We start from the raw sequence: 25,757 nt of genomic DNA on the forward strand, positions 1-25,757 counted from the left end.
TTTCGTAATCTACGCCAATATATCATTAAAGTCGTCTGCCAAGTTTCTCAATAACACTCGCTTTCCAACTAGCAAAGTCGCCTTGTAAGATGTGTTGACGTGCGTCTTTTACAAGTCGAAGATAGAAAGCAAGGTTATGAATACTACCTATTTGCATTGCTAAAAGCTCCTGAGCTTTATATAAGTGATGCAGATATGCCTTTGTATAGATAAGATCTGTTTCACAGCCATCAATGTCAATAGGAGAGAAATCGTTTTCCCATTTCTTGTTTCTCATATTCATAGTTCCCTCATAAGTAAACAACATTGCATTTCTTCCGTTACGAGTTGGCATTACACAATCGAACATATCCACTCCACGAGCAATACCTTCGAGTATGTTTTGAGGTGTTCCTACGCCCATAAGGTAGCGTGGCTTTGAGGTAGGTAGAATGTCATTCACCACCTCAATCATTTCATACATCACTTCGGTAGGCTCTCCTACAGCTAAACCTCCAATGGCATTGCCATCTGCTCCCTTATCTGCTATGAACTTAGCGGCTTCTTTTCGTAACTCTTTATAAGTGCAACCTTGTACAATAGGGAAAAGAGTTTGTTGATAACCATAAAGCGCTTCTGTTTCATTAAAGCGCTTTAAGCAACGATCTAACCATCTTTGGGTCATCATTAAGCTATTCTTCGCATATTGATAGTCGCTCTTTCCTGGTGGACATTCATCGAAAGCCATAATAATATCTGCACCAATCACTCGTTGAGTGTCCATAACATTCTCAGGAGTAAAGAAGTGTTTAGAGCCATCTATATGCGAACGGAACTCACATCCCTCTTCTTTTAATTTACGAATACCTGTTAGTGAGAATACTTGGAAACCGCCACTATCTGTTAATATAGGGCGATCCCAGCCGTTGAACTTATGTAGTCCACCTGCATTTTTTAGTATATCTAGTCCTGGACGCAAATAAAGATGATAAGTATTTCCAAGTATTATCTGCGCATTTATTTGTTGTTTTAGTTCGTTTAGATGAACTCCTTTAACACTTCCGCATGTTCCTACCGGCATAAAGATAGGTGTCTCAATCTGTCCGTGGTCTGTAGTTATAACACCTGCACGTGCGTTTGAGTTGACATCTAAGCCTTTTAATTCGAACTTCATTATGTTTGTTGTTGCTTAATTTTGCTGTTCTTCTTGTGTTTTAGAATCTTCAAAAGTAAACGAAATGGCATTATCTACCTTTTCATTTGTTAGTGCGAAAGCCAAAACATCTTGTATCGTGTCTACGTAATGGAATGTAACTCCATGTAAATAGATATCTGCAATTTCCTCAATATCTTTCTTATTGTCTTGACAAATGAGGATATCTGTTATTCCTGCACGCTTTGCAGCAAGTATTTTTTCTTTGATTCCGCCTACTGGAAGCACTTTTCCACGAAGTGTTATCTCGCCAGTCATAGCCACATTTTTGCGTACTTTGCGTTGAGTTAGAGCCGAAGCAATACTTGTTGCAATTGTGATACCAGCAGAAGGACCATCTTTTGGAGTTGCACCTTCAGGCACATGAATGTGAATGTTCCATTGATCAAAGATACGATAGTCTATCTTTAGCTCATCAGCATGAGCCTTAATATATTCAAGAGCAATGACAGCACTCTCTTTCATTACATCACCTAGATTACCAGTGAGTGTTAGTTTGCCTGTTTTTCCTTTGCTTAAAGATGTTTCGATGAATAGAATTTCACCACCAACGCTAGTCCAAGCCAAGCCAGTTACAACGCCTGCATATTGGTTTCCTTGATAAATATCCCTGCTAAATGGAGCTTTTCCAAGTAGTTCTCCAATGTTATTTGTTGTAAGTTTGTTATAAATCAAGTCGCCATCGATCTCATATTTAAATGCAACTTTGCGCATAACCTTACCTATTTGCTTTTCTAATTGACGCACACCGCTCTCTCTTGTGTATTTTTCGATAATCATTTCAAGAGTAGCTTTAGGGAAAGCAATCTTCTTAGAAAGATTATTTAGACCAGTGTTTTCAAGCTCTTTAGGAATAAGATGACGCTTTGCGATCTCTAATTTCTCTTCAGTTATATATCCACTCACTTCAATTAGCTCCATACGATCGAGCAATGGTCGTGGAATAGCACTGATATCGTTTGCTGTTGCGATAAATAATACCTTAGAAAGATCGTAATCTAAGTCTAAGAAATTATCGTGAAAAGCATTGTTTTGCTCAGGGTCTAATACCTCAAGAAGGGCAGATGTGGGGTCGCCATGATTGCTCATAGTGCCCACTTTATCTATTTCGTCGAGAATAAAGACAGGATTTGACGAGCCAGCTTTTTGTATACTCTTGATGATTCGACCAGGCATTGCACCCACATAGGTACGTCTGTGACCTCTAATCTCAGACTCATCGTGAACGCCACCCAATGACATTCGGATATATTTGCGTTTCATCGACTCGGCAATACTCTTTCCTAAGCTGGTCTTACCCACTCCTGGAGGACCATAAAGGCATATAATTGGAGCTTTAAGATCACCTTTTAATTTCAATACTGCGAGGTGTTCTAAAATGCGTTCTTTAACCTTTTCCATACCATAGTGATCCTTGTCTAGAATCTTTTGGGCTCTTTTAAGGTCTAACTCGTCTTTTGTACACTCGTTCCAAGGAAGCGAAACAAGCTGTTGAAGATAGTTAAGTTGAATGCTATACTCGGGACTTTGGGGGTTATACATATCCAATTTATCGAGCTCTTTGTAGAATACTTCGCTAATATTCTCATTCCAATCTTTCTTTAGAGCTTTCTTACGGAGATCCAATTTTTCTGGACTTCCTTCTCCATTGTTAAGCTCTCGCTTGATGTTTTTTATTTGTTGTTGTAAGAAATATTCCTTTTGTTGCTCATCAAGATCTTCTCTAGTTTTTGAACGGATACTTTGAATGAGTTCTAGTTTTTGTATTTCTTGGTCAAGAAGTTGCAACGCAATAAATGTTCTTTCTTTGATTTCTGGAGTTGAAAGCAATTTATATTTGTCTTCAATGCTGAAAGGTAAGTTCGAACAGATATAGTTGAGTACAACAATATTATTACGAATATTATTCATGGCAAATTGAGATTCGCTTGGAATATCTTCGTTTCTCAATATATATTCAGCGGTTTGCTTGCGTAAATCATCAATAGCCATAGAGAATTCTTTATCTCTTTTGGTTGGCATCTTTTCTTGTTCGTTGGCAGTTAAACCTTGAATGTGTGGCTTTTCTTTAGTTATTTCGCTTAAAGAACAGCGTCCAAGACCTTGAACAACAGCGGTTACGTTGTTTCCACTATTGGGTATTTCAATGATACGAACAAGCTTCGCATACACACCATAGTGGAAAAGATCTTCTTTCTTTGGTGAGTCTACGTCAGCATCTTTTTGGCAAAAAATAGCAAAAGTTTGATCTTCTTGCTTTGATATTTTATTGATGAGGCTCAAACTTTGTTTTCTTCCGATGAGAATGGGTGTTAAAACACCAGGGAAGAGCATAAGATTGCGGGTTGCAAGAATGGGTATTTCACCCTCAACGGTTGTATTGAATAGAGTTGAAATATCGCCATCATAATCGGCAATCATTTGTATTGAGCCATTTATTTTATTATCCATGTCATTTGTTTTTAGGCAACAAAGGTACAAATAATAATTGATATATTATAATAAGGTATACTAAAACTCATTCTTGTTCTTAAACTTGAGTTTCAATAGTCTTCTTTGGGTATTATTTTTACTTTGCAATGCCGTTTTGGGTATTTATTTCTTATGTTGTGTAAAGTATAATATTGAGTAGCAAAAAGTAAGCCAAATAACTTTTTGTTAACATCTTTTGTTTTGATACTTTAGGTAATTTGATTGTACTTCTAGCTTGTTTTATGAGTTTTTTGCCAATTGTTGTACTGTTTGTTGAGTTAAATTGTTTACTTGTGAGTGTATTTTGTTATAGAAAACCATGCTTTTATAATCTTAGAATAAGGGTGAGGGTGGGAGAATGGTGCATAAATTTTGATATAAAAAGGATTGCTTTTCTACTTGAATTGAATGAGTTTGTAGAACAAAAGCAATGCAATTAAAGTGCAATTACATTGCTTTTATGAATAAAAAGCATTGAGTTTATAGGAATACTTGATAATTGTAAGACTAAAAAAAGATAGTTCTTGATTTTATATTATGAAGTTTTTACTTTAATTCGTTGATTTTTAGTGTTTTAAAAGATATTTCTTGTCTTGTGTTCGAATGTTACTTTGAAATAAAATACATTTTGATTTAATCTTTTTTTTGTTTGTAGAATACAATTCTTACATATCTTCCTGCTCTCCTTTAAAATATCTCCTATATTTCAAATAATACTTGCTTTAATTTATAAAATATTAAGGATTTGAAGTGTGTTTGTTCTTCTTATATCGAAAACTTTTATGGTTTACACTCAGAAAGTGTAATATTTAAAAGAAAAATGCGTTAGACAAAAAGATAGAGTGGGGTATGACTTGCTGTATTTAGATAGGTAAAGAAACGAAAAGAAATGGCAAATAGTGTATTTACATTTAAGCAATTTAAGGTAGAACAATCTGGGTGTGCAATGAAAGTGGGTACAGATGGTGTGTTACTTGGTGCGTGGGCAAAAGGCGGAGAGCGTATTCTTGATATAGGAACAGGTAGCGGATTGATTGCATTGATGATGGCTCAACGATGTCCTTTAGCACAAATTGTGGCTTTGGATATTGATGAAGGGGCTTATAAGCAAGCTGTTAGTAATGTGGAAGGGAGCGTTTTTTGTGATAGAATTTCTGTTGTTCATGCATCGTTACAAGATTATTGCAAGGTAAATAAAGTTGGGCTGGAAGGCAGTTTTGATGCGATAGTGAGTAATCCTCCCTTCTTTGTGAACTCATTAAAGAGTAAAGGGGATAGTAGAACGACGGCTCGGCATACGGATACGTTGTCGTTTGTAGAGCTATTGCGTTGGGTTTCTTTTCTACTTCGAGAACAAGGTACTTTTAGTTGCATTATTCCCACTGGAGTGTTGAATGACTTTTTAAGTGAGAGCTATATTTGTGGTTTGTCGTTGATGCATCATGTTGCAATTAAAACTGTAGAAAATAAAATAGCCAAAAGGCATCTGTTGTGTTTGGTAAAAGGTGTTTGTGGTGAGGAAATGCACGAAGAACAAGTTTTGAAAGATACCGAAGGAAAGCCTTCTTTCTGGTATAATGAAATAACAAAAGCCTTCTATTTGTGGTAGAAGGCTTTTGACTTGTATACTGATAATAAAAATATTGAGTGTGATTTAGATGTTTAGTTTGCGTTGAATCTTTTTTCCAATGGCTTTAATATTGCGAGTTTGCTTGGTAACACCTTCTCTAAGCTGAGTTAATTCCGAGAATAACTCAGCCGCCGCATTTTGAATTTGATTAGGTTGTCGTAAACTTCTGTCGGCTTTTGGGTTGGTAAGTATTTTTATTCCCTTCTCTTTTAGAGTAACAATAATTTCCTTTCCTGTTTCAATAGGGTCGCCATCATAGTGAATAACGCCTGGTGCTTTTCGGTAGATTTTAATCTCTTTACTTCTGAAAGTATTTATCTTATTGTTTTTGTCGAGTGTTTTGTTGAACATTTCGATACTTATCTGTGATGCTTCGAGAGCATCGAAAGGTTCCATAATAATAACGTCTATCATGCCATCGCTCATCGATGCTTGTGGAGCAATATAGGCATTGTTGCCATATTGCGATGCGTTAGCGCACGAAATAAGGAAAGCTTTCTTTTTAATAGTTCCGTTTTCTGCCTCAATCTCATAGGTTTCAGGTTCGTATTTCAAACCTTCTTTAAGGATATTCTCTAAGTATGTTATTGGACCTCGCTTACCTGCTTCTGCAAATTTTTCGCTAATAAAGGCGTCAAAGCCCACTCCGCAAGTGCAAAAGAAAGGATGTTCGTTGATAATACCATAGTCGAGATCGGTTATCTCACAGTCGTTGAGAACCTGTATGGCCCCTTTAATCTTCATAGGGATAAGCAAATGACGTGCAAGCCCATTTCCAGAACCTGTAGGAATGATACCTAAAGCGGTGTTGGAGTGTACAAGTGCTCGTCCAACTTCATTCACTGTTCCGTCACCACCAATAGCAACTACAATATCAATGCCTTGCTCTTTAGATGCTTTTGCTATTTCATAGGCATGTCCTGCGTATTCTGTTTCTTGAATAGAATAGTCGAATTGTTCCTTATCTAATAGCTCTTCTATTAAATAAGGTATATCTTTTTTATTACTTGTACCCGAAATTGGGTTCATAATAAAAACTATTTTTTTCTTCATTTTATTTCTATTGGTGAAATATTTAAGTGTAAAAGAATCTATTTTAATCCTATTGGCAAAGGTAATAAAAACGAATGGAATGTAAATTTTGTTCTATCTAAAAAATGCAATTATGCATTATTTCTTAGTAAAATCTCTTTTTATATCATCTTTTTTGTATCTTTGCACACTGAAAAAATCAATAAAAGTTTTATAGACCTATTAAAATGGGACAATTACAAGACAGATATAAGGCGTATAGAGAGCCTCAAAAATTCATAGAGGCAGGCGTTTATCCTTATTTTCGAGCTATAACTAGCAAACAAGGCGAAGAAGTTGAGATGGAAGGACATAAGGTACTTATGTTCGGTTCTAATTGTTATACAGGTTTAACAGGTGATCAACGTGTTATAGATGCAGCAAAAGCAGCTTTAGATAAATATGGTTCTGGATGTGCAGGAAGCCGTTTCTTGAATGGAACACTTGATCTTCACGTTCAATTAGAAAAAGAATTGGCAGCCTTTGAACGCAAAGACGATGCATTATGTTTCTCTACTGGATTCTCTGTAAATCAAGGTGTTTTAGCTGTTGTTGCACAACGTGGTGACTATATCATTTGTGATGATAGAGACCATGCAAGTATTGTAGATGGAAGAAGATTGTCTTTTGCAACTCAACTTCGCTACAAACACAACGATATGGAAGACCTTGAACGCATCTTGCAAAAGCTTCCTCAAGAAGCAGTTAAGCTTATTGTCGTTGATGGAGTGTTCTCTATGGAAGGCGATTTGGCTAATCTTCCTGAAATTATACGTCTAAAGAAAAAGTATAATTGCTCGGTAATGGTTGACGAAGCACATTCACTTGGAGTGTTTGGAGAATGCGGTCGTGGTGTATGTGATCATTTTGGACTTCTTGATGAGGTTGACCTTATTATGGGAACTTTCTCTAAGAGCTTAGCATCTATTGGTGGTTTCATCGCTGGAGATAAAGATACAATTAACTTCTTGCGTCATAGTTGTCGTTCATATATATTTAGTGCATCTAATACTCCAGCTGCAACTGCTGCAGCTTTAGAGGCATTGCATATCCTACAAGCTGAGCCAGAAAGAATGACAAACCTTTGGAAAATTACTAATTACGCATTAAAACGTTTTAGAGAAGAAGGTTTTGAAATAGGAGATACAGAGAGTCCTATTATTCCTTTATATGTGAGAGATATTGATAAAACATTTATTGTAACAAAGCTCGCATTTGATAACGGAGTATTTATTAATCCTGTTATTCCTCCAGCATGTGCTCCTCAAGACACACTTGTTCGTTTAGCACTTATGGCTACACATACAGAAGAACAAGTAGAGCGTGGAGTTCAAATATTGAAAAAAATCTTTGTTGAACAAGGAATAATAAAATAATTTTGAAAAAATATTTGCAGGAGTAAAAAAAATATATTACCTTTGCAACGCAAAAATAAGGGAACACTTCTGCAAAGCGGGATGTAGCACAGTTGGTAGTGTACCTGGTTTGGGACCAGGTGGTCGCAGGTTCGAGTCCTGTCATCCCGACAATAGGAAAGAGAAACAATTTTTTAAGTTGTTTCTCTTTTTCTTTTTATATGTAATAAGGTGTGATCTGTTGTCCTTTTTTTCGGCTCAGTAGATAAAGGTGGGGGATTTTTCTTAATTAATGTATGTTTGGCAAATTATAAATGTCAGTAATTTTGGTAATTAGTAAAATTTATTATAACATTTATAATGTTGATATTCAGTTGTTTATAAATAAGGCATACAATGATTGCTGAGAGCAAAGTTACAGACATTTATAATTCGTTGAACTCACGTTAAATTTAGGTTAAATAAACGTTTTGCTGGTCGCAGTATTAGTTTTTTTTTATTTTTGCAAGATATTTAGATGCTTTTTCTGGTTTTATACAAGAACTTCAACGCTTTTCTTACAGATATAAGAGTATAACGCTTGCGAAATAATATAAAAAGCCAAGAAAAAGATAAATAAGTTGCGACAGTTTTAGAGATAATACTCGGTGAGACAGTAGATGATTATAGAAATCTTTGAGCTATGAAATACGATTATTTAATTGTAGGGGCAGGACTTTTTGGAGCTACTTTTGCCTATTTTGCCCGTAAGCAAGGTAAGCGTTGCTTGGTAATAGATAAACGTCCACATACAGGAGGCAATATTTATTGCGAACAAACAGAAGGCATTAACGTGCATAAATATGGCGCACATATTTTTCATACACAAAACGAAAAGGTGTGGCAATTTGTTAATTCTCTCGTGAAATTCAATCGTTATACTAATAGTCCAGTTGCGAACTACAAAGGAAAGCTCTACAATTTGCCTTTTAACATGAATACATTTTACCAAATGTGGGGTACTATAACACCGCAAGAAGCAAAAAATAAGATAGAAGAACAAAGGCAAGAAGCACTTAATAAAATGAAACAAGAGGGGGTAGAGGAACCTCGTAACCTCGAAGAACAAGCCCAATTGCTCATAGGAAAAGACATTTATAACGCTTTAATTAAAGGATATACTGAAAAACAATGGGGTAGAAAGTGTAATGAATTGCCACCTTTTATTATTAAACGATTGCCCGTTAGATTTGTTTATGATAATAATTATTTTAACGATACTTATCAAGGTGTTCCCATAGGAGGCTATAATCAATTAATAAATGCGTTGTTATTAGATGTAGAAGTACGAATAAATACCGATTATTTTGCTAATAAAGATGCCTTTAATGCTATGGCAAATAAGGTTGTTTTTACAGGTAAAATAGATGAATATTATGACTATTGCTTTGGACAACTCGACTATCGAACTGTAAGATTTGAGCACGAAATTCATGAAATAGCAAACTATCAAGGCAATGCCGTGGTAAATTATACTGAAAGAGAGATTCCCTTTACTCGTGTTATAGAACATAAACACTTTGAATATTTTGGAGCTGAGGTAGAAAAGAATCCTAAAACGGTTATATCTAAAGAGTATTCTACGGAGTGGAAAACAGGTATGGAACCCTATTATCCTGTTAATGATGATAAAAATAATGCACTTTATCTTCGTTATAAAGCACTTGCCGATAAAGAAACAGATGTAATATTTGGTGGAAGATTGGCAGAATATAAATATTATGATATGGCTCCTATCATAGAGAAAGTAATGAGAATGTTTGAAAATACATCTGTATAAAATGCAAATTACAAGTTTAAAGAAAAATATTATGTTGAGTACTGCTTATGAAGTAATAAGCATTATTCTTCCTTTTTTTACAGCTCCTTATGTTGCAAGAGTATTAGGAGCATATGGAGTTGGAACTTATAGTTATACAAACTCTATACAATCATATTTTTCTATGTTTGCTGCTTTGGGGATAATGTCGTATGGAAAGCGTGAAATATCTCGTAATCGAGATTCTATTGTAGATAGAAGTAAATTGTTTATTGAGTTGCAAGTGCTTCTTTTCTGTACAACATCAATTATTCTTGTTTTATGGTTTATATGGATAAATATTACTGATAGCTTTCAATTGTACTATCTTATATTAACTTGTTCAATATTAAATGTGTTTTTTGATATTTCATGGTACTATGCAGGAATAGAAAAGTTTAATTATATTGTATATCGAAATTTAATAATAAAATTATTTTTATTCGTTTTGCTCTTTATAGTAGTTAGAAGCAAAGAAGACTTATATAAGTATATCTTATTAATGGTTGTGTCTTCTTTAGGTGGTTCTTTATCTATGTGGTTGTATCTAAAAAAGACTATTATATGGGTTAAGCCAAATTTCTGTAGAATAAAATCGCATCTAAAAGAAACCATAGTTTATTTTATTCCAGCGGTCGCAGCATCTATTTATACTATACTTAACAAGATATTGATTGGTTCTATTACAGGTTTAATTGTTGAAAATGGGTATTATGAACAGGCGACCAATATGATAAATATGGCTAAGAGTGTAACTTTTGTATCTTTAAACTCGGTATTAGGTTCGCGTATTGCTTATTTATTTGGGCAAAATAAAATTGCCGAAGTAAAAGAAAGAATAAATAAATCTATAGACTTTATTTTATTTATGGGTGTAGGTTTAATGTTTGGAATGATAGGAATAGCAGCTCATTTTGTACCACTTTTCCTAGGAGATGGTTATGAAAAAACGATTTATCTATTGCAAATGTTGAGCCCCATTATTATTATTATCGGTATAAGTAATTGTTTAGGAACGCATTATTTTACTCCTGCAGGATATAGGAGTAAAAGTTCTAAATATTTAATTTATGGTTCTTGTGTGAATTTATTGATTAGTTTGTTTCTAATTCCCCGTTTCTTAAGTTATGGTGCAGTGTTAAGTTCTTTATCTGCAGAAACGTTTATTACAATATTATATGTGAAAAATTGTGGTGATTTTTTATCGTTAAAAACATTATTAAGAGTTGTATGGAAGAAAATAATAGCTGGTTTTTTTATGTATCTCATAATGTTTGCTTTAAGTAATTTAGGAGTTAATAGCTTTATAAATGTCTTTTTATTATTTATAGGTGGTGTTATTAGTTATATAGTAATGTTATGTCTGTTAAGAGACTCTCTTCCACTTTTTTTTATAAAGGATGTAATAAGAAAGAAAAAATGAAATTAAGACTTGATATTTCAGAAGATTTTTATAGGGAAGAGGAACGTGATGGTTTTTTTATTTCTTCTACTATGAAGCGAGTATGGGCGGTTGAATTAGATTTATTAGCAAAACTTATGGATGTTTGTGCTAAAAATAATATTCTCTTTTGGGCTGATGCAGGAACTATCCTAGGGGCTGTTAGGCATAAGGGATTTATACCTTGGGATGATGATATTGATATCATTATGTTAAGAAAGGATTATGATAAATTATGTAAAATAGCTTCAAAGGAGTTTACTCATCCATATTTTTTTCAAACAGAAAAAACAGATAGAGGCTCATTAAGGGGACATGCTCAATTAAGAAATACTGAGACGACAGCAATATTAGAAGTTGAGAAGAACTATAAATATAAATTTAATCAAGGTATTTTTATAGATATTTTTCCTTTAGATAATTTATTTAAAAATGAAATAGATCTTGATAAACAATGTAAGGAAATATCTTTATTGAGAAAAAAATATATAAGGTATTCGCATTGGACGAAAGAAAGATACGTTACCCCAAATAGTTTAATAAAAAAAATACTAAAAGGTCTGGCTTTTTATTTAATAAATCCATTTGTTAAAGCATTCTTTGATCCTCATAAAATTTATAAAAAGTATGAAGAAGAATTGTCTAAATGTAAAGATGAAAGCAGTGAAAAAGTGGCAAAGTTAGCATTGGGGAATTTTGAAAAACGAAGAATTTGGAAACGAGAAAATTTGAAAGAAGCAATATATATGCCTTTTGAAATGCTTAAAATTCCTCTTCCTTGTGGTTATATAAATATATTAAATACCTTTTATGGTGATTGGCAAAATTATAAAATAGCTACCTCAACACACGGAAAAGTATTTTTTGATACTGAAAGAACATATAAATATTACATTTATGAAAAATAAATATTTTAAAAGATTCTTATATTTGATTGCCTTATTTGTTTTATCAGGCGTATATTTAAAGAAGCAAGACGTCTTAAATGATTATATTCTAAAAATCAGAAAAGATAGAGTGAGAAAAAAGGAATATAATATGATGCATAAAAGTAATGTAGATATAACTTCTCTTCCCTTACTTAAAGATGAACCTAATGCTTGGTATACAAAATATCATTATATATGCCATGGGGGGGGAGGAATAGATGGAAAAACCTATAGTAATTCATTGGAAGCAATGCAACTTAATTACAATAAAGGAAATAGAGTGTTTGATTCTGATATGACTTTTACTAAGGATGGTGTGTTGATATTACGTCACTCGTGGGCAGATAACTTGGAGCAAAGAAAAATATCGATGACTAATTCTCATTCTTTTGTTGATAGAAATGGACATACACAGCATTTATTAGATGCTAATAGAATGAATTATAAAACATTTATGTCTAAGCCTATATATAGACAATATACACCTATGGACATAAAAAAATTAATTGTTTTTCTTGATAAAAATAAAGAGGCTTATATAGCACCTGATATGAAAGACGACCCTATTAAGTCATATCAATATCTTGTTAATGAAGCTATTCGGTTGAATAAGAAAAATGTTTTAGATAGAATTATTGTAAATATATATACTTACGATTTATATGATAAGATAATGAAAATATACCCTTTCAAGAATGTAACAATTCGTCAGCATTATGTTTCTCCAAATAATTATACCGAACTTATTGAATTTTGTATAAAGAAGAATATTCATGTTGTAAATTTATCTTTGTGTTATGTAAATGATAAGGGGGTAAATCAAATTAAAAGTAAGGGTATTCATGTTTATGTTGCTGTCGTAGATTATATCTCAGATATGCAAGAATATTATAAGAAAGGGTATTCAGGTGCATGCACAAATTGGTTATATGAGAAAGATTGGAATTTAGTGAAATATGGAAAGTAAGAAGAAAATAATAGGATATACTACAGGTGTTTTTGATATGTTTCATGTAGGCCACCTTAATATACTAAAACGAGCAAAAGAAAAATGTGATTATTTGATTGTAGGAGTTTCTACAGATGAGGTTGTAAAAGCATATAAAAATAAAACACCGATTGTGAATTTCTCAGAAAGAAAGGCTATTGTTGAATCCATAAGGTATGTGGACAAAGTTGTTCCTCAAATCACAATGAATAAACTGGATGCTTGGAATGAATTGCATTTTGATATAATGTTTCATGGGAGTGACTGGCAGGGAACAGCTATGTATGATAAAATAATCGAAAATTTAAATTCTGTTGGGGTTGAAGTTGTATTTCTTCCTCATACTGACGGGGTGTCTTCAACTCTTTTATCTGAACTTTTATATAATAAAAAATAAATATTAATGGAAAAGTTATTGACAATAATAATCCCTGTATATAATGTTGAAAAATATATTAGAAGATGTATTGAGTCAATCATTATACCCGCAGAATATTATAGAGATTTAGAAGTTATAATTATAAATGATGGAACTCCAGATAATTCTGCACTTATTGCAAAGGAATATGAGTTACAATTTCCTGAGTTTATAAAAGTGATTGATAAAGAAAATGGAGGTCATGGATCGGCATGGAATTTAGGACTTAAAATTGCAAAAGGAAAGTATGTGCGTTTTCTTGATAGTGATGATTGGTTTGATAATGAGAATTTTATAGCTTTTTTAGGTAAATTAAGATCTTCGAATAGTGATCTTATTTTTACGAATGCTGTACATTTAAATGCCAAGGATTTATGTGTTATAAAGAATATTTGTTTTTCTGATAGCTTGCAAGAGGGAGTTGAATATGATGCAGAAAATATAATTTGGAATGATATTAAAGGAAGTGAATCTTTAACAAACTTTCATTATTGCACTTATAAAACAGCATTGTTAAAACCATTACTTCCACTTTTCTTAGAGAAACAGTCATATGATGATGCTATTTTGTTTATTGTTCCTATTATTATTAGTAAAACAATTTGTTTTTATGACATATTAATTTATAATTATATTTGGGGATATGAGAATCAAACCACATCTCCTAAAAATATAAAAAAACAATATTATCATTTTTACAATATAATAAAATCTCAACACAATTTCATTGTTTTATATGAAAAGCATTTATCTAAAAATAAAAGAGATAAAGTGTATCAGGTTTTTAATACCATGATTATGCAACATTTTGAACGTCTTTCTTGCCTTCCTTATTTTGAGGCAAGGAAACAATTGGCTAAGTGGAAAGAATATTTAGATACGATGATTATTGACTATCAACAATCGAAAAAAATGAAACTTTATAAAATGCTTCCTTTTCCTTTTTATAAACTAATTATCAACATAGTAACTGCAATACAAAAATCCTATGAATAATAAAATTAAAATATTTGTAGCAACTCATAAAAAGGCTAAGTTGTATGGTGATAGCTGTTACAGGTTTATTCATGTCGGAGCAGACCTTCACCCCGAAGTGTATATAGATGCTGCATTAAAAGATAATGAAAATAGTGATAATATATCAGCAAAAAACGATATATATTGTGAACTAACAGGATTATATTATTTATGGAAACATGTTAATGATATAGACTATATTGGTTTTGTACATTATCGTCGTTTTCTTGCTCATAGGCACTTTGCTCTTCAACCGAACAATATTATATTAAAAGAACAAGACTATTTAAACTTATTAAATAAGGTAGACGTGGTCTTAACGCCTCCTACAAAAAAGTATGGAGAAAGATGTGGTTATTTTACAATTAAAGAAGATATACCCGAATTCTGTTTTTATAGACTTGTAAAACCAAGTATTGCACGATTATTCCCAGAATATTTAGAAGCTTTTGAACAAGAGTTTATTACTCCAACTATGAGCTATGGAAATATTATGGCATGCAAAAAAACTCTTTTTAATGAGTATTGTGAATGGTTATTTGCGATTTTATTCGATGTAGAACAAAACCTAAGAAATTCTCCTTTTAATGTTTCTGCACGAGAAATGGGTTATTTTTCGGAATATCTTCTTAATGTGTGGATGCGTAAAAAACAACTAACAGTGGCATATAAACCTGTTTGTTTTATCAATAAACGAGAAACATTGATAGATAAAGTTCGTATATATATGCAAGCAATGGGATTGCAAATTATTGTAGCTGGAGCAGAAAAGATATATGCAAAATTTAGAAAATAGTGGACCACTTATTAGCGTTATAGTTCCAATATATAACTCAGAACACACTTTACATAAGTGTGTTGATAGCTTATTGGCACAAACCTTTAAGCAATTCGAGGTGCTTTTAATTAATGATGGAAGCACTGATAATAGTGCAAAGATATGCAATGAATATCAATTGCAAGATAGTCGTGTCCGTGTTTTCCATCAATTAAATGGTGGGGTATCGTCGGCAAGGCAATTAGGAATAGATAATGCGCATGGAAAATATAGTATTCATGCCGACCCTGACGATTGGGTTGAACCTAATATGTTAGCAGATTTATACCAGAAGGCTATTTCTGAGAGTGCAGATATGGTGATATGCGACTTTTATATTAACGATTATAGAAAGGAAGAGTATTGCAAACAAAAACCAAGTGTTATGGATAATGAAGTAATACTGAAAGAAATGTTTACTCGTTTACATGGTTCTACATGGAATAAGTTTATTAAGAATGAGTTATATTCTCGTTATAAAATTTATTTCCCACAAGAAATAACATTTTGTGAAGACCTTTTTATTGTTGCATCTTTACTCTTGAAACCTATAAAAGTGTCTTATGTGCCACAAGCCTATTATCATTATGTTCGTGATAAACAACATAATTCTCTTTCTTTACGTTATAATGAGAAAGCATTAGAGCAAGATTTATATCTTAAAAAAGTTTTTCATGATTTATTAAAAAATACCTCTGTACAAGCATTGGCATGTAAACGATTTGCAACAAGTACAGCTTATAGAGCTTTTTTAGGAGGAGAAAAATTTATTAGCTCTGGACAATATAAATCTCTTTTCTATAAAGATAAATCGTATATTTTATGCAGTGATCTACCTTTTCTTCATAAAATATTAGTTATCTTTGCATGTCTAGGATTTTATCAGCCTATAATAAAAATAGTAAATCGTTTTTTTAGAAAGACAAAATAAAAATAATATGTCTTTTCTTTATATTTTTGTATTGAAATGACAAAAGGCATTAAATCATTGGTTTCTATATTATAAATATTAATTTTTAGCTACGCTATAGTGTAATATAACATTATTATTTATATAAGACCTAAAATAAAAATATATGCAAAACTTAGGAAATAGTGCCCCACTTATTAGTATTATAGTTCCAATATATAACTCAGAACACACTTTGCGTAAGTGTGTTGATAGCTTATTGGCACAAACCTTTAAGCAATTTGAGGTACTTTTAATTGACGATGGAAGCACTGATAATAGTGCAAAGGTATGCGATGAATATCAACTGGTAGATAGTCGTGTCCGTGTTTTCCATCAATTAAATGGTGGGGTATCGTCGGCAAGGCAATTAGGAATAGATAATGCGCATGGAAAATATAGTATTCATGCTGATCCCGACGATTGGGTTGAACCTAATATGTTAGCAGATTTATACCAGAAGGCTGTTTTAGAGAATGCAGATATGGTGATATGCGACTTTTATAGAGATATAGAAAATAAGTGCGGGTATTGCAAACAAGAACCAAGCAGTATGGATTATGAGGTAATACTTAAAGAAATGTTCACACGGTTGAATGGTTCTATGTGTAATAAGCTCATTAGGCATGAGCTATATTCGCAATACTCCATTTCTTTTCCACACGAAATAACATATGGTGAAGATCTTTTTGTGGTTTCATCGTTACTCTTAACCCCCATAAAGGTATCTTATGTGCCACAAGCCTATTATCATTATGTTTATGATAAGTCGAATAATTCTCTTTCTTTACGTTATAATGAAAATATTTTTAAACAAGATTTGCATGTTAGAAAAACTTTTGATGATTTATTAAAAAATAATACTTCTGCGCAAGTATTGGCATGTAAAAGATGGGCAATGTTTATGGGATATAGAGCATTTTTAGGTGGAGAAAGATTTATTACTTCTAAGCAATTTAAATATTATTTTTATAAAGACAGGTTTTATATTTTATTCTGTCAAGAACCTTTTCTTCGTAATATATTAGTTTTCTTTGCATGCTTGGGATTTTATCAGCCTATAATAAAAATAGTAAATCGCTTTTTTAGAAAAACAAAATAAAAACAATATGGCTTTTCTTTACACACTTTTATTGGTGGTTTTTTATCTTATTGCTATAACAAAAACACAGTTAAGTATTTCTAAGCAAAAGAAAATGTTGTTTTTTACATTATCTTTCTTGGTATTATGTATTACATTAAGAGAAGGATGGCCTGATGAAGGAATATATATATTAGCATTTGAAAGGGCCCCAAACTTATTTGATATAACTTTTAATGAGAAGCCTTTTGGTTATGCAGAAAAGGGTTATTTTTATTTAGCATCGTTTGTTAAGTTTGTATATAATGACTCTCGTTTCTATTTATTTAGTATGGGAGCTCTTTCTATGTATCTTCTTTACAAATCGTTAACTAAATATTGTCTTCTACCTTTGCTAGGGTTGTGCGATTACATTGCTCGATTTTTGTTAAATAGAGACTTTACACAAATGCGTTCGTCGCTTGCTATATTGCTTATAATATTTGCAATCGACAATATTTACAAACGAAAACCACTTAAATATTTTGCAGTTGTATTTCTTGCTTATCAATTTCATACAATGGCTTTGATAGCAGTTCCACTTTATTTCTTATATAAATTACCATTAAATAAAAAGATTGTAATAATAAGTATTGCTTCTACTTTTGTATTATCTCAAACCTTTACAGGAGAAATTTCTGGTTATGTAGATTCGTATAGTAAAGATTTAAGTTATTCAGTATATACTCGTGGAGAATATAAAGAAGCAGCATTAGGACTTGCTAATCCAATGATTTATTTTCAGTTAGCAATTCTTTTGTATTTCACCTTTAAAGGAAAAGCTATTAAACGGCTAACGCCACATTATAAACTTTTGCAAATGGCTTATTTATATTCTACACTTACACTTATATTGTTTTGTAATTATACGGCATTAAGTGGTAGAACTTCCACCATGTTTGCAACAGTAGAAATGTTTATACTTCCTTTTATTGGTCAATCTATTTCTAAAAAATATCGTGTTATATATTATTTTGTACTTGGCTTTGTATTTATTTACTTCTTTGTAAGCAAGTACCAAGCGGCTATAACAATGATGGAACAGGGATAATAAGAAAATAAACAAAACAAACTAGCTATGAATATTATTATTATTACCCCTCGTTTGTCCTATGGAGGAGCAGAACATGTTGCAATAATGTTGGCTAATGAATTTGTAAAAAGAGGACATCAGGTGAGTATAATATCGAATCTTAATATAACTTCGTATGTCCTTTTACCTGAAATTAAGACTTATTCTTTATTTAATAAATCGAAGAATAAGCTTATAAAATGGTTTCAATCATTTATTTCAGTGCGCCAAATAATAAAACAAACGCAACCTCATTGTGTTATTGGTATTATGTGGGCGTGTGCTTTACGAGCACGTATTGGTACTTTAGGAACTAATATTCCTGTTATAAATTCTCTACATGATGCTTTTGAACCCATTGAAGGGGAGAGATTTTCTTTAAAAGAATATTTTAGAAAGTTTTATCTAAATAGGTTATATAAATATACTACGGTATTAACACAAGTAGATAAAAACGTTATAAACAATAGATTTTCAGAAGTATGGGTTTTACCTAATCCTCTTTCTTTGCAACCTTTAAATGCTTTACCTATAAAGAAAAAGAAGATAATTGCTGCAGGTAGATTAGAAGATTGGTACATAAAAGGATTTGATGTCTTAATAAAAGCATGGTCTAAAGTTGCTTCTAAATATCCAGAATGGGTATTAGAAATTGCAGGGCAGGGTAGTGAAGAGGAACAAAAGCTTATCAATAAAATGATAAAAGATGAACAGATAGAACAACAAGTTCATCTTTTAGGTTTTAGAACTGATATGGAAAAGATATATAAAGATGCTGAAATCTTTGTATTAAGTAGTCGATATGAAGGTTTTGGACTTGTATTAATAGAAGCAATGAGTCAAGGTTGTGCTTGTGTTTCTACAAATCATAAGGGGCGACAAGCTGAAATTATTACTCATAATTATGATGGACTGTTATGCGAAACAAATAGTGTTGAATCTTTAACAATCGCACTTGATAAGATGATTTCTAATCCTTCTCAACGAAAAGCAGTGCAACAACAAGCAATACATAGTTCAAAACGTTTCTTACCTTCTGTAATTATACAAAAATGGGAAGAACTATTAAATCATGTTCAATAGTAAAAAACATAAGAATAAAGGTATGGATGAACTTCCTTATATAACTATTTTAAGTCCTGCATATAATAAGGGTGCAACTATAGAACGAACATTTGAGAGTTTAAAGGCACAAACTTGTTTTAATTTTGAGTGGCTTATTGTGAACGATGGTAGCACAGATAACACTCAAAAGATTGTAGATGAATTTAAAACATCTCTTTTTCCTATTCGTGTTATTCATAAAAAAAACGAAGGATTAAATAGAACTTTTAATCTTGGAGTGAGAGAGTCGAAAGGTTATTTAATACTTCGTTTAGATCCAGACGACTATCTTTTGCCTACTGCTATTGAGCAAGTGATGGCCCATAAACAGGTTCTTGAGAATAATTCACAGCTTTGTGCGGTGTGTTTCTTAACTCAATTTGGTAATAATCGCATCGTAGGTTATCATCCATATAGCATACCTACCATTTCAAATTTTATAGATTATAGAATAAAAGATAAGGCATTGGGAGATCGTTTAGAAGTGGTGAAGCGTTCTGTGCTTATAGAATATCCAATGATAGAAATAGAAAATGAGAAGTTTTGCTTGGAGTCTTTGATGTGGAATAGCATTGCTGAACATTATAATGCGCTTTATATTCCTACAGCTATTTATGTGCGAGAATATAATGAAGTGAGTATAACCTCAAATCTTACAAATGTTTTACGTAACAACCCTAAGGGAACTATGTTAACTTATTCGCATTATATAAATGTATTGAGGAGAAAAAAAAGTGAAGGATATAAGGTGCAAAAGGATATTATCAAAAACTCTATTAACTATTATCGTTTTGCTTTAAGTACAAAAGAAAAACGTTCTGTGATTATAAGTAAAATTCCTTTATCTTTAACTTTATTATGTTTTATTCCAGGAGTTATGCTTTGTTGTATAGATAGTTTATCTCCTAAATTCATAAATAAAGTTCTTAATAAACTGAGAAGAAATGCTTTAAATACTTGAAATCTGTTTTATGAAATACGACTATATAAACGAGGTGAATATTCACATGCCTGTAGCAGAGAACTATAAAGATATTTGGACCTTTATACAAAGTGATTATTACAGAATGAAGGGTTCTTTTGCTACTATCATTGGCGTCTTAACCTTAATTTTTGTAGAGCCAAGTTTTTGGTTCTTATTCTGGTTGCGCATAGCCTCTTATAAAAAGAAAAATATTTTATGGCTCATAGCAAAACTAATTCATCGACGTAATATGTTTAAATATGGACTCTTAATTCCGTCTACTACACGTATTGGCTTTGGGTTATATATTGGTCATCCTTTATCTATTGTGGTTAATCATTCTGCGATCATTGGTAATAACGTAACAATTAGCCACTTTACCACTATTGGAGCTAATCATATACATGCAGCTTATATAGGAGATAACGTGTATATGGCGCCCAATGTTTCGCTTATAGAGGATATAACAATAGGCAGTAATTGTACTATTGGGAATGGAAGTGTTGTGACTAAGAGTGTTCCAGCTAATTCTACAGTAGTAGGAAATCCTGCAAGAGTGATAAAAGAGAATTGTTCTGCGCGTTATACAGGAACGCCATGGTTATTTAGTGTGTTGTAGAAAATATTAAAAAAGTGCTTTTCTGTTTATGATATTTACATTTTCTTTCTTTACTTTATATTTATCTTATTGCTTTAAAAATACAACATTCATACCCCATGAGTTTACTTTGAATAAAGTAAACATCTTAAAAGCAGTACTACCTTTTATCATTATTATTCATCATTTATCGTTTGAAGTGCCTCAAACTATAATCTCTGATTTCCGTTTTACTGGTCCTTATGTTGTTGGTTTATTCTTTTTTATGAGTGGTTATGGCTTAGAGTATCAATATAATCAGCATAAAGTGCAGATTAGAAGATTACCTGATCGACTTAAAAAGATATTTATTCCCTTTATTCTTCCAACTATTTTTTATCTCGTTTTAGTATATCATTTTTATAATAAACCATTTCATTATTTAGCTACTGGTGGTTTTATTGATGCTCAACTCTTACTTCCATACACTTGGTTTATAACAATTTTAGTGGGAATCTATATTTGTTATTATCTCACTCGCAACTTATTTAGGAATAATAATTATTTTTTATTATTTCTCTTTATTTTCTTTACCCTCTTTGCCCTTGTTATTCGTAACTCTCATAACAGCCATCTTTACACCAGTAATTATGCTTTTATAGTAGGAATAGCAATGAAACAGAATGAAAAGAAATGCTTAGAAATAGCTTCTTACAAAAAGATTTATGCGATCTCCTTTATTGTTTTAGGACTTATTTCTGTATCTTATATTGAGCAGAAACCTTTATTTAAAGGATTTGGAGTTATTGGAGTGCCTTTTTATGTTGTAGCGTTTATTACTTTATTTACACGAATAACGGCGTTAAAGAAAAATAAACTTATTAAGTTCTTTTCGTCTATTAGTTACGAAATGTATTTGTTTCAAGGTGTAACTATCTTGATAATTACAAAAATAGGGATAGAGAATATTTATTTATTGATTACAAGTGTGTTGTGTCTTAATATTCTATTATCATTTATTGCATATAAAATAACATCTTCAGCTCTTAGTTTATGGAACAAAAAATAGCCTATGTTGTGAATCATTTAGGGCAGTCGGGTGTGAATAACGTCGTTTCCGACCTTATAAACCAATTCGTTCAACATGGAAATAAGTGTGTTTTGTTTTATCTAAAGTCTACCGATAAACCCATGAAATATGCTTGCGAAACACGTCAGATATGTGATGAGGTGTTTCAAGCTGATATTATTCATGCTCATGGACTTGCGCCAATGCTATGGGTTTATCGACATAAGAAACAAATAAAAAGCTGTAGTAACCATAAAATAAAGCTTTTAACAACACTACATTGTTATTGTTGGGCAGATTTTTTAGATTCCTATTCTCCCTTGAAAGGTATGGCAATGGGCGTTCTCTATTTGTTTTTGGCACGCCAATTTGATAGCATTGTATGTTTAAGTAAGCACATGATGCATTATTATAGTACATTTCTTCCAAAGAAAAAGCTGCATTATGCTTATAATACACGCGATATTCAGCCTATAGCTCTTACAGCTTCAGAGTTAGAAACGTTGCAAAAATTTAAGCAAAAGTCTGTTCTTTTGGGTATGAATTGTGTGTTATTAAAGCGAAAGGGAATAGATGTTATGTTGCAAGCATTGGCTCTTTTGCCTTCTAGATTCAAACTTTTTATAGTAGGAGAAGGTAAAGAATATGAGCGTTTTAAGAAGCAATCAGAACATTTAGAAGTGGCGAATAGAGTGTTTTTTGCAGGTTCTAAATATCAAGCTCATCGTTATTTGCCACATTATGATATATTTGTAATACCAAGTAGATCAGAGGGATTCTCTTTATCTCTACTCGAAGCAATGTTCTATGTTAAGCCCATAGTGTGTTCTCGCTTACCTATTATCACAGAATGTTTCAGCGATAAAGAAATAATAACCTTTGAAATGCCATATCATGAGCAGTTAGCTAAGGCCATATTACACGCAGAAAAACATCCCGACATTGGTGTTAATGCTCAATATAAGTTTGAATCAACTTTCTCTCCAACAGAATTTTACAAAACTTATCAGGCTCTTTATGGGGAAGAAGATAATGAGAGAAATAAATAAGGAAATAAAAATTGATATAAAATTGATATCAGGTTATTGCTGTCTATAAAAGTTTTTCATTAAACAGATAGATACTAAAAAACTTTTACTAGACAGCAATAATTCTAATTATTAATAGATCCTCCAACAATATCAAGCAATTCGTTTGTAATAGCTTGCTGTCTACTCTTGTTATACTGCAAACTTAATCCTCTTAACAACTCATCTGCATTGTCGGTTGCAGTTTGCATTGCCACCATTCGGGCAGCATGTTCGCTGGCAACACTATCTAGCAAAGCGGTATAGAACATCAAATTAAGCTGCTTAGGGATAAGAGTTTCTAACACGGTAGACACACTTGGCTCAACAATGAAATTGTCGTGATAAAGCACTTTTTCTTTTTTTGAATCTAAGCTGCGCTCTACCTTATGATGCTTTAGATATTCTTGACTCTCTGCAGTTGCAAGAACCGATTTTAAATCTCTTTCCTCTTTTCTATTCACCTCAGTGGCTAAATCGATAGGAAGGAATGTTCTTTGGGTTAAAACCTGAGATCCTGCGCTCTCGAAATGATGATAAATAAGTTCTACTTTATCAAACTCTCCATCAATAAACTTCGATGCGATGCTTTGAGAAAGGTGTTGGCAATCTTGTGCACTACCTTTATCTATGAGCTGAGAGAATTCTCCCGCACATGTAACATTTAGCTTTTGAGCTTTATCGTATGCCTTTCTTCCTATGGGGTAAACTACAATGTTTTCTTTAGAAAGATGCGAATAGCTGTCAACAACGGCTTGCATCTTCTTAATGACATTCATATTGAAGCCCCCACATAAAGAGCTGTTAGACGAGAATACTACTAAAGCTACTCTTTTAACTGTTGTTCTTTCTTGGCAGAAAGGGCTCGACACGTCGGGAGAAGAAACTAAAAACGATTTTAGAATGTGCTCTAACATATTGTCGTAGGGCAACATGTTCTCTATCATTTGCTGAGCATGATGCAACTTAGAAGATGCAACCATTTTCATAGCACTCGTGATCTTACGGGTGTTATTGACGCTTGCTATTCTATTCTTAATTTCTTTCAGTGACGCCATAGCTTAGTTTTTATATTGTTGAGAGATGTTCGACATTACCTCTTCGATAACTTTTGTAGTTTCATCTGTCAACTCTCCTGCACCAAGAGATGCTAACATTGCTTGATGATTGTTACGCATCGTTTCGAGGAAGAGATCTTGACTCTCTCTGATTTGCTCAACAGGAATATCTTTCATCAATCCTTTTACACCACAATATAATATGGCAATCTGCTCGCCTACAGGCATTGGGCTGTATTGAGGTTGTATAAGTAGCTGATTATTCTTACGTCCTCTGTCTAGAGTCATTGCGGTTACGGCATCCATATCACTAGAGAATTTAGAGAAAGCCTCTAACTCACGATATTGAGCCATATCGATTTTAAGTGTTCCTGCCACTTTCTTCATACTCTTGATTTGCGCTGATCCACCTACACGAGATACCGAAATACCTACGTTAATAGCTGGTCGGAAACCCTGATTAAACAAGTCGCTCTCAAGATATATCTGTCCATCGGTAATTGAAATCACGTTAGTTGGAATGTAAGCTGAAACGTCTCCTGCTTGTGTTTCAATAACAGGAAGAGCGGTTAGCGATCCACCTCCTTTAACATGTCCCTTCATACACTCAGGAAGGTCGTTCATTTGCTCTGCTACTTCTTGTTGGTCGTTGATACGTGCAGCACGCTCTAGCAAACGAGAATGTAGGTAGAATACGTCTCCAGGATAAGCTTCACGACCTGAAGGACGACGAAGAATCAAACTCACCTCACGATAAGCAACAGCTTGTTTAGATAAATCATCGTACACAACAAGTGCAGAATGGCCTCTATCTCTAAAGTATTCGCCAATTGCAGCACCAGCAAATGGAGCATAATATTGCATCGCAGCAGAATCTGCAGCAGTAGCTGCCACAACTATTGTGTAGGGCATTGCACCACGCTCTTTAAGGTTTTGCACAAGAGTTGCAACAGTGGAAGCCTTTTGTCCAATTGCTACATAGATACAATAAACGGGCTTTCCTTGTTCGTAGAAACTCTTTTGATTGAGAATAGTGTCGACAGCTATGGCTGTTTTACCCGTCTGACGGTCGCCAATAATTAGCTCACGTTGTCCTCTACCGATTGGGATCATTGAGTCGACAGACTTGATTCCAGTTTGAAGAGGTTCTTTAACAGGCTGACGATAGATAACTCCTGGTGCCTTTCTATCGAGTGGCATTTCGAAAGATTCGGTTAAATCGATATCTCCCTTTCCGTCAATAGCTTCTCCAAGTGGATTTATAACTCTTCCAAGCATATTGTCGTTTACTCGAATAGATGCAATGTGATGAGTACGTTTTACCGTCTGTCCTTCTTTGATACCCTCGGTAGAACCTAAAAGAATACATCCTACGTTGTCCTCTTCAAGGTTCATCACAATACCCATCGTTCCGTTTTCGAATTCTAGAAGTTCGCTCGCTTCGGCATTTCTTAAGCCATAAACACGTGCAACTCCGTCTCCAACAGTGAGCACTGTACCCACTTCATCAAACTTTGCAGAGTCTTCAAAGTCTTTCAATTGCTGAAGAAGAACTTCAGAAACTTCACTTGGCTTTATTTTATCTGACATCTTTTCTTTTTTTATTTATT

The 25,757-nt window shown here is 32.9% G+C and carries 22 protein-coding genes and 1 tRNA gene; 18 read left to right on the top strand and 5 right to left on the bottom strand.

Going from position 1 to position 25,757, the window contains the following annotated elements; all coding sequences use genetic code 11:
- Positions 1-25: 25 nt before the first annotated feature.
- Both tgt and lon read right to left on the bottom strand, forming a co-directional pair.
- Positions 26-1,153, bottom strand: coding sequence for a tRNA guanosine(34) transglycosylase Tgt (gene tgt, locus HMPREF0669_RS04930; protein ID WP_009227424.1), 1,128 nt, complete (start codon positions 1,151-1,153; stop codon positions 26-28).
- Between the two features lie 15 nt (positions 1,154-1,168).
- Positions 1,169-3,643, bottom strand: coding sequence for an endopeptidase La (lon, locus tag HMPREF0669_RS04935; protein ID WP_009227425.1), 2,475 nt, complete (start codon positions 3,641-3,643; stop codon positions 1,169-1,171).
- 910 nt (positions 3,644-4,553) lie between these two features.
- Here lon and HMPREF0669_RS04940 point away from each other — a divergent pair.
- Positions 4,554-5,273 (top strand): tRNA1(Val) (adenine(37)-N6)-methyltransferase, encoded by a 720-nt coding sequence (locus tag HMPREF0669_RS04940; RefSeq protein ID WP_009227426.1) that lies wholly within the window; start codon positions 4,554-4,556, stop codon positions 5,271-5,273.
- A 45-nt stretch (positions 5,274-5,318) separates the two neighbouring features.
- Here HMPREF0669_RS04940 and HMPREF0669_RS04945 read toward each other — a convergent pair whose 3' ends face one another.
- Positions 5,319-6,347 (bottom strand): diacylglycerol kinase family protein, encoded by a 1,029-nt coding sequence (locus tag HMPREF0669_RS04945; protein WP_009227427.1) that lies wholly within the window; start codon positions 6,345-6,347, stop codon positions 5,319-5,321.
- Between the two features lie 206 nt (positions 6,348-6,553).
- Between HMPREF0669_RS04945 and HMPREF0669_RS04950 the strand changes: the two genes are divergently transcribed.
- The 17 genes from HMPREF0669_RS04950 (at position 6,554) to HMPREF0669_RS05030 (ending at position 23,071) form a co-directional block, all read left to right on the top strand.
- Complete coding sequence (locus tag HMPREF0669_RS04950) at positions 6,554-7,741, top strand: aminotransferase class I/II-fold pyridoxal phosphate-dependent enzyme (protein WP_009227428.1); 1,188 nt, start codon at positions 6,554-6,556, stop codon at positions 7,739-7,741.
- Between the two features lie 77 nt (positions 7,742-7,818).
- Positions 7,819-7,891 (top strand) — tRNA-Pro (locus tag HMPREF0669_RS04955).
- A 511-nt stretch (positions 7,892-8,402) separates the two neighbouring features.
- Positions 8,403-9,539 (top strand): UDP-galactopyranose mutase, encoded by a 1,137-nt coding sequence (glf, locus tag HMPREF0669_RS04960; RefSeq protein WP_009227429.1) that lies wholly within the window; start codon positions 8,403-8,405, stop codon positions 9,537-9,539.
- Position 9,540: 1 nt separating this feature from the next.
- Entirely contained in the window at positions 9,541-10,980 is a 1,440-nt protein-coding gene (locus tag HMPREF0669_RS04965; RefSeq protein ID WP_009227430.1) for an oligosaccharide flippase family protein, read from the top strand.
- The gene (locus tag HMPREF0669_RS04970; RefSeq protein ID WP_009227431.1) at positions 10,977-11,906 is read left to right on the top strand and encodes a phosphorylcholine transferase LicD; all 930 of its coding nucleotides are present in this window, start codon (positions 10,977-10,979) and stop codon (positions 11,904-11,906) included. The genes HMPREF0669_RS04965 and HMPREF0669_RS04970 overlap by 4 nt, the downstream gene beginning before the upstream one ends.
- Complete coding sequence (locus tag HMPREF0669_RS04975; RefSeq protein ID WP_020967193.1) at positions 11,896-12,894, top strand: phosphatidylinositol-specific phospholipase C/glycerophosphodiester phosphodiesterase family protein; 999 nt, start codon at positions 11,896-11,898, stop codon at positions 12,892-12,894. Before HMPREF0669_RS04970 ends, HMPREF0669_RS04975 begins: the two co-directional genes overlap by 11 nt.
- Complete coding sequence (locus tag HMPREF0669_RS04980) at positions 12,884-13,312, top strand: adenylyltransferase/cytidyltransferase family protein (protein ID WP_009227433.1); 429 nt, start codon at positions 12,884-12,886, stop codon at positions 13,310-13,312. The genes HMPREF0669_RS04975 and HMPREF0669_RS04980 overlap by 11 nt, the downstream gene beginning before the upstream one ends.
- Before the next feature lie 6 nt (positions 13,313-13,318).
- Entirely contained in the window at positions 13,319-14,329 is a 1,011-nt protein-coding gene (locus tag HMPREF0669_RS04985) for a glycosyltransferase family 2 protein (RefSeq protein WP_009227434.1), read from the top strand.
- On the top strand, positions 14,322-15,146 hold the full coding sequence (locus tag HMPREF0669_RS04990) for a DUF4422 domain-containing protein (RefSeq protein ID WP_009227435.1): 825 nt from the start codon (positions 14,322-14,324) through the stop codon (positions 15,144-15,146). Before HMPREF0669_RS04985 ends, HMPREF0669_RS04990 begins: the two co-directional genes overlap by 8 nt.
- Positions 15,127-16,098 carry a glycosyltransferase gene (locus HMPREF0669_RS04995; protein ID WP_009227436.1) on the top strand — a complete coding sequence of 324 codons (972 nt, stop codon included), beginning with the start codon at positions 15,127-15,129 and terminating at the stop codon, positions 16,096-16,098. The genes HMPREF0669_RS04990 and HMPREF0669_RS04995 overlap by 20 nt, the downstream gene beginning before the upstream one ends.
- A gap of 145 nt (positions 16,099-16,243) precedes the next feature.
- Positions 16,244-17,218 carry a glycosyltransferase gene (locus tag HMPREF0669_RS05000; protein WP_009227437.1) on the top strand — a complete coding sequence of 325 codons (975 nt, stop codon included), beginning with the start codon at positions 16,244-16,246 and terminating at the stop codon, positions 17,216-17,218.
- A 7-nt stretch (positions 17,219-17,225) separates the two neighbouring features.
- The gene (locus HMPREF0669_RS05005; protein ID WP_009227438.1) at positions 17,226-18,287 is read left to right on the top strand and encodes an EpsG family protein; all 1,062 of its coding nucleotides are present in this window, start codon (positions 17,226-17,228) and stop codon (positions 18,285-18,287) included.
- A 27-nt stretch (positions 18,288-18,314) separates the two neighbouring features.
- On the top strand, positions 18,315-19,391 hold the full coding sequence (locus HMPREF0669_RS05010) for a glycosyltransferase family 4 protein (RefSeq protein ID WP_009227439.1): 1,077 nt from the start codon (positions 18,315-18,317) through the stop codon (positions 19,389-19,391).
- Positions 19,381-20,373, top strand: coding sequence for a glycosyltransferase family 2 protein (locus HMPREF0669_RS05015; RefSeq protein ID WP_156860561.1), 993 nt, complete (start codon positions 19,381-19,383; stop codon positions 20,371-20,373). Before HMPREF0669_RS05010 ends, HMPREF0669_RS05015 begins: the two co-directional genes overlap by 11 nt.
- A gap of 10 nt (positions 20,374-20,383) precedes the next feature.
- On the top strand, positions 20,384-20,995 hold the full coding sequence (locus HMPREF0669_RS05020; RefSeq protein ID WP_020967194.1) for a serine O-acetyltransferase: 612 nt from the start codon (positions 20,384-20,386) through the stop codon (positions 20,993-20,995).
- Positions 20,996-21,023: 28 nt separating this feature from the next.
- Positions 21,024-22,022 (top strand): acyltransferase family protein, encoded by a 999-nt coding sequence (locus HMPREF0669_RS05025; protein WP_009227442.1) that lies wholly within the window; start codon positions 21,024-21,026, stop codon positions 22,020-22,022.
- On the top strand, positions 22,007-23,071 hold the full coding sequence (locus HMPREF0669_RS05030) for a glycosyltransferase family 4 protein (RefSeq protein ID WP_009227443.1): 1,065 nt from the start codon (positions 22,007-22,009) through the stop codon (positions 23,069-23,071). Before HMPREF0669_RS05025 ends, HMPREF0669_RS05030 begins: the two co-directional genes overlap by 16 nt.
- 104 nt (positions 23,072-23,175) lie before the next feature.
- On the opposite strand, the gene HMPREF0669_RS05035 is transcribed toward HMPREF0669_RS05030, so the two are convergent.
- Both HMPREF0669_RS05035 and atpA read right to left on the bottom strand, forming a co-directional pair.
- Complete coding sequence (locus HMPREF0669_RS05035; RefSeq protein WP_009227444.1) at positions 23,176-24,147, bottom strand: F0F1 ATP synthase subunit gamma; 972 nt, start codon at positions 24,145-24,147, stop codon at positions 23,176-23,178.
- A 3-nt stretch (positions 24,148-24,150) separates the two neighbouring features.
- A complete protein-coding gene (gene atpA, locus HMPREF0669_RS05040) occupies positions 24,151-25,737 on the bottom strand; it encodes a F0F1 ATP synthase subunit alpha (RefSeq protein WP_009227445.1) in 1,587 nt (528 codons plus the stop codon).
- Between the last annotated feature and the right edge of the window lie 20 nt (positions 25,738-25,757).

Origin of the sequence: Prevotella sp. oral taxon 299 str. F0039 (assembly GCF_000163055.2) — a bacterium.
Taxonomy (GTDB): domain Bacteria; phylum Bacteroidota; class Bacteroidia; order Bacteroidales; family Bacteroidaceae; genus Prevotella.